Below are 14,360 nucleotides of genomic sequence, written 5' to 3'. Positions count from 1 at the left end.
GGTGCAACGTCCCCTCAACCTTGCGCTTACGCGCATCCTTCTCCCTTGGGGAGAAGGCGAAACCTTACCTATCTAACGCCTCCAGCTCATCGATAAGCCCTTCGATCATCGACAGTCCCTTACTCCAGAACGACGGATCGGTGGCGTCGAGGCCGAAGGGCTTCAGGAGTTCGGAGTGATGCTTGGTGCCGCCGGCCTTCAGCAGCTCGAAATATTTCTCCTGAAAGCCCTGTTCGGCATTCTGGTAGACGGCGTAGAGCGAATTCACCAGGCAGTCGCCGAAGGCGTAGGCATAGACATAGAAGGGCGAATGGATGAAGTGGGGGATATAGGCCCAATAAGTCTCGTAGCCCTCGGAAATCTTGATCGCCGGTCCGAGGCTTTCCGATTGGACGGAGAGCCATAGCTCGCCGATATCGTCCGATGTCAGTTCGCCGTTCTTGCGGGCGGTGTGTACCTTGCGCTCGAATTCGTAGAAGGCGATCTGGCGGACGACTGTGTTGATCATGTCCTCGACCTTCTGGGCGAGCATCGCCTTGCGCTCGCGCTTGTCGGTGGTCTTGTCGAGCAGAGCGCGGAAGGTCAGCATTTCGCCGAAGACGGACGCGGTTTCGGCCAGCGTCAGCGGCGTCTGGCACATCAGCGCGCCCTGGCCGCCGGCGAGCACCTGATGCACACCATGGCCGAGCTCGTGTGCCAGTGTCATGACATCGCGCGGCTTGCCCATATAGTTGACGAGCACGTAGGGATGCGCGGAAGGAACGGTCGGATGCGCGAACGCGCCTGGCGCCTTGCCGGGACGCACCGGCGCATCGATCCATTCCTCATCGAAGAAGCGCTTTGCGATATCAGCCATTTCCGGGGCGAAATTGCCGTAGGCGGAAAGAACGGTCTCCTTCGCCTCGCGCCAGGGGATCAGTGCGTTGGACGTCTCTGGCAGCGGGGCATTGCGGTCCCAGAAATTCATCTGCTCCATGCCGAGCCACTTGGCCTTCATCTTGTAGTAGCGGTGCGAGAGGCGCGGATAGGCGTCGCGCACGGCGGCAGCCAATGCGTCGACGACTTCGCGCTCGACGCGGTTGGCGAGATGCCGGCTGTCCGCGATATCCTCGAAACCGCGCCAGCGGTCGGCGATGTCCTTATCCTTGGCAAGCGTGTTGGTGATCAGCGTGAAGATGCGCAAATTGGCCTTGAAGGTTTCGGCAAGGGCCATTGCCGCCTTGCGGCGCATCTCGGGGTCCTTCTCCTGCAGCATGTTCAAGGCGACTTCCAGCGGAAGCTTCTCGCCATCCACCTCGAACCGCAGCTCCGCCATCGTCTCGTCGAACAGCCGATTGAAGGCGGCGGCACTGGTCATGGATTTTTCAAGGAATAGCTGCTCCAGCTTGTCGTCGAGCTGATAGGGCTTGTCTTTGCGCAGGTCGACGATCCAGGGGCGGTAGTGGCCGGCGGCCGGGTCGTTCGCCATGCAGGCATCCATCGCTGCATCGTCGATGCGATTGAGCTCCAGCGGAAAGAACAGCAGATGGGCGGAATAGTCGGTCAGCCGCGCCTGCACGTCGCCATAGAGCTTGCCATTGGCCGGATCGCTGGTGTTTGAGAAATAGGTGAGGCCGCCGAAGGAGCCGAGACGGCCCATGATGTCGTCCAGCGCCTCATATTCCTTCAGTGCGGCGCCGATGCCTGCGTCGCCGGTCTTGCTGGCAGCATCAGCGAGCTTGCCTTTCCACTTTTCCTCGAAGGCGATCGCCGCCTTTCCGGCCTTTTCCATGTCACTGACGAAGGCCGTCGAAGTGGCGGAAGGATAGAGATCGCTGAGTTTCCAGGCGGGCAGGTCGCCGAGCGCGGCGTTTGTCGCTGCGGCCGTCGGGCCTGCGGAAAAATTAGGGGATGAATGGAGCGAGGTCGGGCTCATAGGCGGTATTTCCTCTGCTTTTCTTTGCGGAACGGTCCGGTCTCTCCGTGTCTATTCGGCTGAAAAGGCCGCGGCAAGGGCGATTTCCTTGAGATCGAACGGCCGAATTCATGGACGGCGTTACATTCGTCATAATGATTAAAATACGATGCTTTGGCAAAACTTCGTGTTCAAGCCTTTCTGCGAAGGTCCCCATCAGGTTTCGCATGAAGTGAGGCACCAATGACCGTATTTAATAGCGCCAAGGGGGGCGCGCAGATTCTCGTTGTCGAGGATGATCCGATTCAACGGCGTCTGCTGAAAAACGCTATCGAGCGGCACGGACACGTTGCTCATCTGGCGGAGAATGGCCGTTTCGGCCTTGAGATATTGAAGCGCAACAGCGAGCAGATCAACGTGATCGTGCTCGATCTCATGATGCCCGAGATGAACGGCATCGAGTTTCTGGGCGCGCTGAGCGATATGGGCACCGATCTGCCCGTCATCGTGCAGACGGGGCAGGGCGGTATCGAGACCGTGGTGCAGGCCATGCGGGCCGGCGCTTTCGATTTCGTCGTCAAGCCGGTATCGCCGGAACGGATAGCGGCTTCGATTGCCAATGCGCTGAAGCTCGATCAGCGCGAGGCCAAGGCCCGCGCCGGACGCAGGTCGCGCACGAGCTCGATCAGCTTCGACGACATCGTCTCGGCGAGTCCGGCGATGATGCGGGTGATCGATCTTGCCCAGCGGGCGGCGCAATCGAACATCCCCGTCGTGCTTGAAGGCGAATCCGGCGTCGGCAAGGAGCTGGTGGCGCGCGCCATCCAAGCCGGCAGTGACCGCGCCGGCAAGCCTTTCGTGACGGTCAATTGCGGTGCCATTCCGCACAACCTTGTCGAGAGCATTCTGTTCGGCCACGAGAAGGGCGCTTTCACCGGCGCTGCCGAGCGGCATGTCGGCAAGTTCATGGAGGCTGATGGCGGCACGCTGTTCCTCGACGAAGTCGGCGATCTGCCGCTGGAGGTGCAGGTCAAGCTACTGCGCGCCGTGCAGCAGGGTGAGATCGAGACGGTTGGCGCACGCGTTGCCCAAAAGGTCAATGTCCGGCTGATCTCGGCCACCAACAAGGACCTGATCGAAGAGGTGAAGGCCGGCCGGTTCCGCGAAGATCTTTACTATCGCCTCAACGTCTTCCCGATCACCATGCCGGCGCTGCGCCGCCGCAAGGAAGATATTCCATACCTCGCACGCGCCTTCGCCGATCGATTTGCGCTCGAACAGAAGCTTGGTCATTCGCTTTCGATCAGTCCGGGCGCCCTGGCATTGCTGACGGCCTATGACTGGCCGGGCAATATCCGCCAGCTCGAAAACGCGATCTTCCGCGCTGTCGTGCTGTCCGAGGGTTCGGAGCTGGTCGAAGCAGATTTCCCGCAGATTGCGGCACAGTTGCCGGGCTATTTTACTGCCGAGCATCCGACCTTAGTTGTGGATAATTCCGAGGCTTTCAGCAGCGGCGCAGACCCCGACGAGAGGTTTGAGCGCGGCATGCGTGTCATTTCCTCGGAGGCGGTTACAACCCCGCCGCTTTCGATCGTCGACACAGCATCTGCTCCTGCATCGGACAATGTCATCGCCAGCACCGACCCGTCCGGCGACGTCAGAAAGCTCGCAGATGTTGAGGAAGAGCTTATTCGTTTCGCTCTCAAATTCTATCGAGGACAGATGAGTCAAGTGGCAAGGAAGCTCGGAATCGGGCGTTCGACTCTCTATCGCAAGTTGAAAGACTATGGGATAGACCCGGATGACCCGCAGAAACATGCGGCCTGAGTGTATATTAACGTTTAGGCAAGCATATTTTGTTACCTGTCGTAAAGCACTTGTTAGTGCATCGTTCACCATGTATGAAGAGGGCGACCATGTGTGGCATTTTTGCCATCGTGTCACCGCAATTGACAGCCATTTGGAACACGATGCGACATTGTCTGTCGGACGGGGATCGAATTGCCGAATCTGATTGGAAATACCAAGCTTAATAGCTTGAGCAGGCTTTTTGCGTGCTCAGAGATATTTCGTAAGGTGGCCAAGGTCGTAGCCGTTGGTCTGCTTGCGATGGCTGTTTCCACTCCGGTTTTCGTTGGCTCCCCCTCCCAGGCAGGCGGCGAAACCCGCAGCCTCAAGATCTATTATGTTCACACAGGCGAAAAGGCGGTCATCACCTACAAGCGCAATGGAAAGTTCGATCCGGACGGTTTGGAGAAACTGAACCGCATTCTGCGCGACTGGCGTAAAAACCAGCCGACCAAGATGAACCCGCGCTTGTTCGACCTGATCTGGGAAGTCTACCGCGAAAGCGGTTCGCATGAATTCATCTACGTCGTCTGCGGCTTCCGCTCGCCGGGAACCAACGAGATGCTGCGCACGCGCTCGGCCCATACGGGTGTGGCGAAGAAGAGCCAGCATATGCTTGGCAACGCGATGGACTTCTATATTCCCGATGTCAAGCTCACCAAGCTGCGCGAAATCGGTATGAAGCTGCAGGTCGGCGGCGTCGGCTTCTATCCGACATCCGGTTCGCCCTTCGTGCATATGGACGTCGGCGGCGTGCGCGCCTGGCCGCGCATGGATCGCCAGGATCTCGTCCGTCTCTTCCCCGATGGCAAGACGATGCATATTCCGGCCGACGGTCGGCCGTTGCCAGGCTATCAGGAGGCGGTGGCCGACTATAAGCGCCGCATGTCTTCTGACGATATCCAGATTGCCAGCGCTTCGCATTCGCGTCGCGGCTTCTTCGCCAGACTGTTTGGCGGCGGCGCGGATGAGGAAGAGGACAATGCGGATGAAGGCGCACCGGCAACGGCAGCGCCGACCACCCTCGTTGCCAGCAGCAAGAAGACCGAGCAGGCTCCTGTCGCGGCGGATGAAGGCGACGACAGCCAGCCGCAGACGCAGGTTGCCAGCATAAACGCGCCCGTTCCGCAAGTTCGGCCAGCCTTCGGCAATCAGCCGGCGGGGAGCGAAGTGGCTTCGGCCCTGATGTCTCCGACGCATAACGCCGCTCAGGATGCGCTTGCCGCAGCCATGCCGGATGCGAACGGCCAGCAGCAGGATCAGCAATATGCGGATCTTCGTGACTATCACGTTCCCGTGCCCTCGCTGCTTGACCGCCGTTCGCCCGGCGATGCCGAGCTAGCTTCCGCTGAGGCGGACGCGAAGGATCAGACGGCCGACGTGCCGGTCCCGGCCGAGCGTCCGGAAGTCGCCGAAAGTCTGCTCGCCTCCGCCGACGCCGATCCGGATGCGATCGACGATGCTGCCGACGAAGGCACGCTGTCGCCGTCGATCGTCGCGGCTCTCGAGCAGCATCGCGTCGATCAGGCGGATATGAATGCCGGCGTTCCGGTGAATGTGGCCGCCAACAATGCCGCATCCAAGGACGAGATACCGCCGAAGAATACCGCGGAGGCCGCGCCGCCGGCCCAGAACAACGCCGTTGGCGACAATGACGCCGTCCGGGCTATCGCTGCGGTCTCGCCGCAGAAGCGGCCGGGACAGCCGATGCCGATGCAGGTCGCGGCACTGGCGCCGACCTCCAACGACATCAAGGTCAGCGGCGGCCGCTTCAATGACAGTTTCGAACCGGCGCGGCCGCAGGAGCGTCCGATTGCTGCCGGTATCGCGACCAAGGGCGGCCGGCCGAACAAACAGGATGCCGCGGTGGCCGATGCCGGCCGCGCAACTGTGACCACCGAACCGAAGCTGACCGAGAAGATGATCTCGCAGTGGGCGATCGCCAATGCCCGTGTCGAGATCGTCAATCGCCCGGTCAAGGCACCGCGCTTCGTCAGCCCGACGCTGCGCGCTCAGCCGACCGCCGTCTATACAGAAGGCTTCAAGGTGCAGACCGCGTCGATCGATCCGGAGCGTTTCAGCGGTTCGGCCGTAAACTTCCTGCAGGTGAAGAAGTTCAATTCGCTCGAGTAGCTCCACACGACCCAACAGAAAACCCGAGTTGCCGGTTCCGCTGCGGTGGGATCGGCTGAAATATCATCCAGATTCAAACTGAGCTAAATGCTGTTCTAGAGCGGTTCAGCGTTTTACGGAATCGCTTTCCCGCTCTATCTCTTTGTTTTTACGCATTCCGGACGGAAAACCGCTTTGCACTTTTCCTGGAATTGCTCTAAGTTCGGCTGAAAAGGCTTTCGGCTGCTTCCGTGCGGCGCAGCGACCGCCCTTGTCGAGTCAAAAAGACTCTCATCAAAGCATCAGGCCTCTGTTGTACGATGGTGCGCCGATACCTTTGGATGGGTTCCGGACACTTTGGAGCCCCCTATTTACGTTTACGCCAGCCGCAAATCCGACGGAAAGTGTCCCGTCACGAACCACAATCCCGCGGAGCCGTCGCAATGAGGTTTTCGTCACGGCGATCGGCGAGGACAACCTCGCCGGGGTGGCGCGCAAGTTGAAGCGAATTCGGATCGGCAAGATCAGTCGCTGGGATCGGGATGCCTGGCGAGTCTCAGATCGACGAGGCCGCGATTTCCGTCTTTGTTGCCAGTCGCGGCCACAGCGTTGAATATCCGCTCGGCATCATCGTACATTTTGAGATTGAGATAGCAGTAGCCACGCAGAACCATCAGATCGATGCGTTCCTGCTGCAGTTGCGCGCGTTGATCGAGATAGATCAGGGTTTCCTGATAGCGTTTGGCGGAGAATGCCGTAAGAGCGCGGTCGGCCAGGATGGCAACCTGCAGCTCGGCGGCGCGCTGGTGGCTGAGAGGCGCCTTGGCAGCCGCAACAGCCGCATTGTTCGCGAGCCCTACGCGCAGATAGGCAAGGCTTTGCCCGTAGGCTGCGTCTTCGCGGGCCTTGCCGGCAGGGTTATTCAAAGCGACTTCGAAGGCTTCGACTGCTTCCATCGGACGGTTGAGGTCCATGAGGCACCAGCCGCGGGACAGAGCATTCGCGGGATCGAGACGCTCGGCATTGATCGTCGTGGAACAGCCCTGTGGTCCGCGCGCCCTGCGTCGAACCGTGGTGATTTGTGTCTCAGGCGCGCTATATCCCGCGCGCGCGGACGTGCGCTGGCGGGTGGTGACATCGGTCTCAGGTGGCGCCGGTGAGGTTGCAAGCGGCTGCGCCAGCGCTTGATTTGGCGAAGGCAGCGGCGCCGAGCCGATCGGCGCTTGAGGGGTAACCTCGCCGAGCCGGGCGATACGCTCCGAACGACCCGCCCATAGCCGTTGAATTTCCGCGACCCCCTGTCGGTCATTCAACTGATTGCGCGTGATGACAAGGCCATAGGCGGACGGTTCATCATCAGGTTTCCAGCGCAATGCCGTTTCGAACCAGCGTACGGCGGTTTGCGGCTGGTTCAGCGAACGCGCATACCAGCCGAATTCCTGTGCGGTGGGCACGTATTTTTTCTCGATAACTTCGGCGGCCATGCGGCCGAGCACGTCCTCGCTGAGATTGGCCGGCGGTTGCAGTGCCATCACATTGGCGGTGGCTGCGAGATAAGTTGCCGTTGCATCCTTGGAATCGTTGCGCCATCTATACATGACGTCTTCAGCTTCCTGAGGTTTGTGATCGGCGATCAGGATCAAGGCCAACCCTTGCGAGGCGGAAGCGGAATCGTCCTTGTTGCGGGCCGCGCGGAACCATTTTTCCGCTTCGCCGTGGTTTTCCCGGCGCAGATTATACCAACCAAGAAGCAAGGCGTCGGATGCGAGTCCCTGCGTCTCCGCCACGCGTTCGACTTGAGACAGGTACTCCGGCGCCACGGACAGTTTCGGATCGTCATCCCCCTCGGCGACGAAGCACCGTGCAAGGTCTGTGCGGATGCTGTCGAATTCCCGGCCGCCATTGCCGTCGGGCTTCTCCAGTGCAAGAAGGTCCTGCATGGGCTGATAGGACAGCAGCGCCGACGCCTTTTGTATGGTTGCGAGCCTCTCCTGGGGATTGGCGCAATTCTTCAGGATATAGACGTAAGCATCCTCGCCGCGAGCCGTCCGATTGGTCTTGATGAATGCCTCCGCGACGCGCCACAGAATGTCGATGTCGCTGCAGGTGAGCAGGCTCGGCGTGTTGGCGCCGATGTCGACCACGGTTGCATATTGTTTGAGATCGGAGGCGTTGACCAGACGCGCACGCGCTTCGGCAACATCGAGACGTTCCAGCAAGTCGGCAGGCGGTTGCCATCCGGTCTCTGCCGCCTGGCGATCGGCGATGGCTTTGCGCAGTCCGGCATAGCGGCCCTCGGAATAGAGCTGCCACATGGCTTCGAGCTGCTTGTCGCTGTTTTGCGGGATCGCCAGCGGATCGGCGGGTGGCACCCAATCAGGATAAAGCGCTTGAAGGCGGGAAATTTCGGCCTGAAGCCGGGCCTTGTCGCCGTGGCTTGCGAAATAGCGAAGTGCGCTCTCGTCGACTTTCGAGTGCGGCGCGGGCTGTGGCGTGGTCGATTGAGGCGCTGCCTGGGCAACGGCGTCCGGCGTGTCCGGTGCGGCTTGGGCAGCGGCCGGTGTGTCTGACATCGTTTGGGCAGCGACTGGCGCGTCGGATAGAATTGCGGACGGTGCCGTCGCCTGAATGCGATCGGCGACTGCTTTCATGTCAATCGGTGGCGCGTTGAAGGCCACATCGACCCGCTTGATGCTTCCGGTCTGGGTGACTTGGTTATCGGCATGAATTTGCGCGGCCAGTCCCAATCCCTCTTCGAGGCTGCCACGGTCTTTCATCGTGACGACAAGCCCTGCCACCACGACTGCCATAGAAACCGTAACTAGGGAGGATTTTATAAACACTCCGGATGTTTCTCCTCGACGAAAGCCAGGCCCAACAATTGAAGGGTCGACGGATAGTAGAGTGACGGCGCGAATTGCCGAACCGAAGCGGGCAACTTCGCCCCGCTTGTTACACACGCCACAACATCGTTAACAATTCGATAACCCGGGTCCGTAAGTGGCTGTTTTGGCTTGCCTGTCTCCAGGTCGATCGTGGCCGGCTCATCGCCTTCGACCGTCATACCCGCCTGCAGCCGCGTCAACAGCGCCTTGTCGGAAATCCCTGCCCGCGCAAGGTAAAGCGGGATGCGAATGGCATTGTAACCGAATTCGGCGTCGAAGCCGTCAGCGGGTTTGGGCTTGGCGCGCAGGCTCACCCAGTCCGCCGGCAATTTTCGCGGTCCAAACTGCACTGACCGCAGCAGGGACAGGCCGTCATCCGTAAGCTTTTGCCATTCATCGGAAGGCGCCAAGAGTGCCATGACGGGAATGGCTTCATAGACCCAGTAGGAGGGATTGACGACAGGTCCGTCTTCCCGTTCAGCGGCCCCGTAACCTTTGATGCCGGGGAGTAGCAGCGTCCGTCCGCCAGTGTGGATTACGGCATGCGAAAGCAGCGCCTGCGCTATCGTCACCGCCTCCTCCAAATAGTCTTTCTTGTTCCATGCCGATCCCGCCAGCGCCAGGGCGTAAGCGATCAACATGTCGCCGTCGGAGGCATTGTTCGTATCCGTCACATGGGGCGTGACGGCCGGGTCCCATTTCCAGGCGGCGAGACCATCGTCGCGCAGCAGCAGCTCGGTCCGCGTGAAATACCATATCTGTTCGAAATCGGCGGGACTGTTCGAAAGATAGGCGAGCAGCAAGCCATAGCCCTGTCCTTCGCTATGACTGATATTGTCATTTCCATTGTCGACGATGCGGCCGTTCGCATCGAGGAATTTCGCCTTGTAGGCAGCCCATGCCTCAGGAGTGATTGCGGCGTGTTGGGCTGCAAGTGGCTGGCACATCGTCGTGAGAGCGATGCCTCCGGCAATGATCATGGTGCACCAGCGCCTCATCCGCGCCTGCCGATCTTTGCAAGAATCCCTGACGTCGTGATGCCGATCAGCAAGAAGAAGATGATAAGCAGGAATGCGTAGGACAGAATGTTGGTCGAAAGCCAGTTCGCAGCAATCAGACGGTAGTTGGTAAACGACCAAGGCTGCGTCATGACGAAGTCGAAGCGGCTGACGGGAACCGTCTCGATCTTCCCGGTCTTGCTGGAGTAAACGGTGATATGACCGGCAATCTGCGGCCAATCGACTTGGGACGTCATGGCTTCTACCCCGGCTCTGAGGTCCTTTGCCGAAGGTGCCGTGACGATCGTCCAGGAGGATTCGCCTGTGGCGCTTTTTCCCTGAGCTATCATGAAGCTGTTGGCATTCGAAGGCGTGAAGACGCGCTCGGCACCGGGCATGAACTGCAACGAACTCAGCGAGATATCGAAATTGCGGCGCATCCAATCCTGAAACAGCGAAATCTGCTGCTGCAACGCCCCGCCGCCGATTCTCGATCGCCATTCGTCGAACGTGACTGCCGTTTCCGGTTGGCTGCCTTGCCCCGATGTGACCGGGCGCCAGGATGCCTGGCTGGCCGTCGCAATGTTCATCTGCGACAAGGTGGTCGTCGGCATTTGTGAAATCGAGCCCACGAAGATTGCATCGCGGTTTCCGACGCCGCTCGGCGAGGCGATCAGATCCAGGTCGATGGGATGCCCGCCGACGACTGCCATCTGTCCGAGCAATGTTGCCGTTGCGGATAAGGTATCGGGATCGGTGCGGTCGATGAAGAGGGCCGGCACGAGACCACGGTTGTAAGGGTAGCTCGTGCCTGCCAGCGCCGCCAGATTCGGGCGCTGAGCGACCCTGGCGAAATCCGGCATGTGAAATTGGCTCGTATCGAAAAGGGCGAAACGTGGCGCTGTGCCGGAGGTCGTGCCGGGCACGCATGCCTGGTCTTCATTGGTCAGCAACATCGCTTCCAGCGTCACGGTATTGAGGCCAGGCTTGAAGTGGCGCATCGTCACGCGAATGGGCAGATGCCTGAAAATGCCGCCACCGGTCGCGGTAATCGGCTTTGTCGTGGCGATGCTTCCATTGACATAGACGTCGATATGGCTCCCCGGCAAAACGCTTTTCGCATAGGCGGCATCAAGAAGGATGGTCGCCTCGCCATAGGCATTGGCATAGAAGTCCGACGGGATTGCCACATTGAAGCTTGTGTGGAAGCGGCGCCCCGAAAATTCCGTCGTGTTGATGCCCAATTGCGAGAATGAAAGGCTCGTATCCGAAAACAGGAATGGCGCGTCCGGTGCCGTCCAGCGCTGGGTTATGAGGGTATCGCGGCGGACGGTCGGGTCTCTGTCGGTCGGTGAGACGATGGTATCGATTGCGCCGGAAATCGCCTGCCAGGACGGGCCGCTGACGAGAAGGATCGTCGAGCCCGTGCGGGGATCCCTGACGAAGGTTGCCAATGCGGCGGTCTGCGCTGCAACGGGTGCCGAAAACAACGATTGCAGTTCAGCGGGCGTCCCGACGAGTATCGTCATTTTTCCCGGACCGGGTGGGGGTAGCGAGTCCGTGCTGAAGGAAAAGGTTTCATTCGGCATTCCGCTTAGCAGCGAAAGGCCCTGAGCCAGTCGCAGCAACGGTTTGGTGGTACCCGGCTGCGCCAGAGCCGGCACGACGAGGTTGAATTCGGTCTTGCCGGCACCATCGACGCCGATTGCCCGGATGGCGTCCGTGCTCGACAGCCTTTGTGCATCCTGCTCGCCAAAGCTCAGATAGGTCTTTGCCGGATCGATATCAGACCAAAGTTCGTAGGTCGACTGGATGTTGCAATCGGTACGATGACGCTCTGTCGCTTCGAAGGTCACCAGATTGTCGCCCGGCTGCAGCAGACCGCGCGGAATGTCGAAACTGATCGCAGTGGCGTTGTCCGGCGAGCCGATCTGCTGCTGGCCGATTGCGCGATTGTTGAGAAAGATGGTCAGTTGCGAAGCCTCGGGCGCGACGACGACCGCATTCTGATAGGCGAAATTGAACTTGGCTGGGGCGGCGGCCTGTTCGGGAGTGAGGTAAATCGACCAGGATTTCCGATCATATTCGCCTTCCAGCCGAAAATCTGCGAACGGCACCACATACCGCCGGAAATCAGCGGCCTGCTTTGCCGCCGGAATGTTTTGCGTCGGCGCTACGGGCGTGACCGTCTGCGGTGCGCCTGTTCGGGGTGTGGTTGCTTGCGGGGTCGCGACTTGTGGAGTGGTCGCCTGCGGTACAGTTGCGCGCGGTATCACTGTTTCCGGCACGACCGGCTTTGCGCCTTTCGGTCGTTCACCGGACATGTCGAAAGGCGCCGTCTGAGCATGGGCGATCGCGGCGCCAAGCAGGAAAATCAGCGCTGAAAGGACGCTTTTCATCAATTGCTCGCCTTTAGCTCTTGCTGCTCCGTATCGCGCTCGGATCGCACACTGCGGAAAAGATAAAGCAGACCGCGGCTTGTCTGATAAAGCGACAGACCCAGAAACCATATCGTTCCGCGAATGATGCCGGGATTGCGGCGGCGGCCTTGCTGGAACTGCGTCCATTGATCGGAGTTTGCAAACACCAGATCTGCAATCAGACGATGATCCAGGGCACCTTTCGGAACATACTGGCAGCCGATTGTCGTTATCTCGCCGGTTCGCTGGATGTTGCGGACGACAACCGACAGCGTTTCCATTTCCGCGCCGCTGTAGGGCTGAAATCGGAGCACGCCTTCCGCACCCGCGACGATCGGATCAAGCTCCTTGTTGAAGACGTTCAGCCGCGCGCCGTGAACGGAAACGTCTTCGATGGAGGCAGAATTCCACTTGCCGTTGACGCCGAATTCGCTGCGCCGATTGACCCTGACACGGCGGGAGGACGCGCGCTCGCCACGCTCGGAGACAACGCCAAGCGCACAACCCGAGAGGATCAGGTTGATCATATTCCATCCGCCGACGACAAGCGTCACATCCGCCTTATAAGGTTCGGCATAGATGCGGTATATCGTTACCGCGACCGCAAGGATCTGCACGGCGAAAATCACGAAGAAAGGGCGGCTGATCTCCGATAGACGGCTGGTCGAGATCGATTCGTCCTTAGCCGTGACCTTGAACGTCGGCTTTCGCGGATTGAGCATGACCGAGACGACGGCGGGCAGCAGGTGCACCGTCTGAACGTATTCATAAAGTTCCGAAATCCACGGCCAGCGGAAGGAACCGTAGAGATAGTTCTGCATCATGAGGTTCACGAGCATATAGGCAAGCGTGTAGGCCAGGAATTCGCCACCGGATGCCGTGAAGATCTCGAGATCGAAGAAAAGATAGAAGAGCGGCGCGAACAGGAAAATGGTGCGGGGAAAGGGAAAGAGCCAGAAGAGCGTGGAGGACATATAGCAGAGCCGTTGCGGCAGCGTGAGGCCGCGCTTCAGCAGCGGGAAGCGGAAGCGGAGGATTTGCATCATGCCTTGCGCCCAGCGACTGCGCTGGCCGATGAAGCTCGCAAAGGTCGCGGGCTGCAAACCGGCGATGAGCGGCTTGTCGACATAGATGCTGTTCCAGCCGCTGCCATGAAGGGCAAGCGCGGTTTCGCAGTCCTCCGTGATGCTGATCCCGCTGAAGCCCTTCTGGGATTCCAGCGCAGCGCGGCTCAATACAGCCGCCGAACCGCAAAAGAAGGCGGCATTCCACTTGTCGAGGCCGCGCTGAATGATGCCGTAGAACATCTCGTTCTCGCTGGGCATATTGTCGAATGTCCGAAGATTGCGCTCCAGCGGATCGGGATTGATGAAGAAATGCGGCGTCTGGACGAGAAAGAGCTTCGGATCGTCTTCGAAATAACCGACGGTTTCGAGCAGAAAATCGCGGGCCGGCGCATGGTCGGCATCGAAGACGGCGATCAGCTCACCGTTCGAATGCTTCAAACCATTGTTGAGGTTGCCGGCCTTGGCATGCTCGTTGCGATCACGCGTTAGATATTCGACATCGAGATCTTCACAAAGCTGTTTGAGTTCATTGTGGCGGGCAATTGCGGTCTGCGATTCCAAAAGTTTGGTGGAGTTGCGCTTCTGCAAAGTACCGCCGTCGTCGAGCAGCCAAACCTTGAGCTTGTCGGCCGGATAATCCATCGTCTTGGCGGAAGCGAGCGTATTGGCGAGAAGCTTGGTGTCTTCATTGTAGGATGGTACGAAAACATCGACGGATGGATATTGCTGTACCTTCGATGCGTGGGCGGGGCGCGAGGGCAAGGGCGTCGCAACGATGAAAAGGCTGAGCATCAGCATGGCGACGTTGTACATTTCCGCCAGGTAGAGCAGCAGGCCAGGAATGAAGTTTTCCGGCTGATTGACGGGTGGCAGGGTGTTGGTCGTGCGCCAATAGACGTAGCGCAACACGATCGATGTACCGAAAGCAAGCGCGATCAGCCGCCACGTTCCTTGAGCCTTGAGGATCTTGATGATCGCCATGAAGGCAACGACAGCGGTGCTCGCGATGAGTTGAGTCTGCAAGTTGACCGGCAATGTGATGAGGACGATCCCGCATAGCGAAACCGCAATCCACATCAGAATGCTTCGTGCTGTATGCATCGACGTCCCTTCAATGGCGCTGAGCCGAGCGCCTG

General features: G+C 59.5%; 7 protein-coding genes. 2 read left to right on the top strand and 5 right to left on the bottom strand.

What is annotated here, in order from left to right; translation table 11 throughout:
- Positions 1 to 64 precede the first annotated feature (64 nt).
- Positions 65 to 1,915 carry a M3 family oligoendopeptidase gene (locus tag QA646_RS12825; RefSeq protein ID WP_283055821.1) on the bottom strand — a complete coding sequence of 617 codons (1,851 nt, stop codon included), beginning with the start codon at positions 1,913 to 1,915 and terminating at the stop codon, positions 65 to 67.
- Between the two features lie 222 nt (positions 1,916 to 2,137).
- Between QA646_RS12825 and QA646_RS12820 the strand changes: the two genes are divergently transcribed.
- Complete coding sequence (locus QA646_RS12820) at positions 2,138 to 3,721, top strand: sigma-54 dependent transcriptional regulator (protein ID WP_283055820.1); 1,584 nt, start codon at positions 2,138 to 2,140, stop codon at positions 3,719 to 3,721.
- Positions 3,722 to 3,895: 174 nt separating this feature from the next.
- Positions 3,896 to 5,875 carry a DUF882 domain-containing protein gene (locus QA646_RS12815; RefSeq protein ID WP_283055819.1) on the top strand — a complete coding sequence of 660 codons (1,980 nt, stop codon included), beginning with the start codon at positions 3,896 to 3,898 and terminating at the stop codon, positions 5,873 to 5,875.
- Positions 5,876 to 6,378: 503 nt separating this feature from the next.
- Here the strand turns inward: QA646_RS12815 and QA646_RS12810 are convergent.
- From QA646_RS12810 to bcsA, 4 genes are read right to left on the bottom strand one after another with little or no spacing between them, the layout of a single operon-like run.
- Positions 6,379 to 8,691, bottom strand: coding sequence for a cellulose synthase (locus tag QA646_RS12810; protein ID WP_283058865.1), 2,313 nt, complete (start codon positions 8,689 to 8,691; stop codon positions 6,379 to 6,381).
- Complete coding sequence (locus QA646_RS12805) at positions 8,688 to 9,737, bottom strand: glycosyl hydrolase family 8 (protein ID WP_283055818.1); 1,050 nt, start codon at positions 9,735 to 9,737, stop codon at positions 8,688 to 8,690. The genes QA646_RS12810 and QA646_RS12805 overlap by 4 nt, the downstream gene beginning before the upstream one ends.
- Positions 9,734 to 12,136, bottom strand: coding sequence for a cellulose biosynthesis cyclic di-GMP-binding regulatory protein BcsB (locus tag QA646_RS12800; protein WP_283055817.1), 2,403 nt, complete (start codon positions 12,134 to 12,136; stop codon positions 9,734 to 9,736). Before QA646_RS12800 ends, QA646_RS12805 begins: the two co-directional genes overlap by 4 nt.
- A complete protein-coding gene (gene bcsA / locus QA646_RS12795) occupies positions 12,136 to 14,325 on the bottom strand; it encodes a UDP-forming cellulose synthase catalytic subunit (RefSeq protein WP_283055816.1) in 2,190 nt (729 codons plus the stop codon). The genes QA646_RS12800 and bcsA overlap by 1 nt, the downstream gene beginning before the upstream one ends.
- Positions 14,326 to 14,360: the final 35 nt, after the last annotated feature.

This window comes from Rhizobium sp. CB3090, assembly GCF_029714285.1.
GTDB lineage: Bacteria > Pseudomonadota > Alphaproteobacteria > Rhizobiales > Rhizobiaceae > Rhizobium.
This window is presented reverse-complemented; position numbering and strand designations above follow the sequence as displayed.

Bases quoted from the DNA above. Each gene is read 5' to 3' on its own strand.
- QA646_RS12825 (WP_283055821.1), bottom strand. From the start codon at position 1,915: ATGAGCCCGACCTCGCTCCATTCATCCCCTAATTTTTCCGCAGGCCCG.
- QA646_RS12820 (WP_283055820.1), top strand. From the start codon at position 2,138: ATGACCGTATTTAATAGCGCCAAGGGGGGCGCGCAGATTCTCGTTGTC.
- QA646_RS12805 (WP_283055818.1), bottom strand. From the start codon at position 9,737: ATGAGGCGCTGGTGCACCATGATCATTGCCGGAGGCATCGCTCTCACG.
- QA646_RS12800 (WP_283055817.1), bottom strand. From the start codon at position 12,136: ATGAAAAGCGTCCTTTCAGCGCTGATTTTCCTGCTTGGCGCCGCGATC.
- bcsA (WP_283055816.1), bottom strand. From the start codon at position 14,325: ATGCATACAGCACGAAGCATTCTGATGTGGATTGCGGTTTCGCTATGC.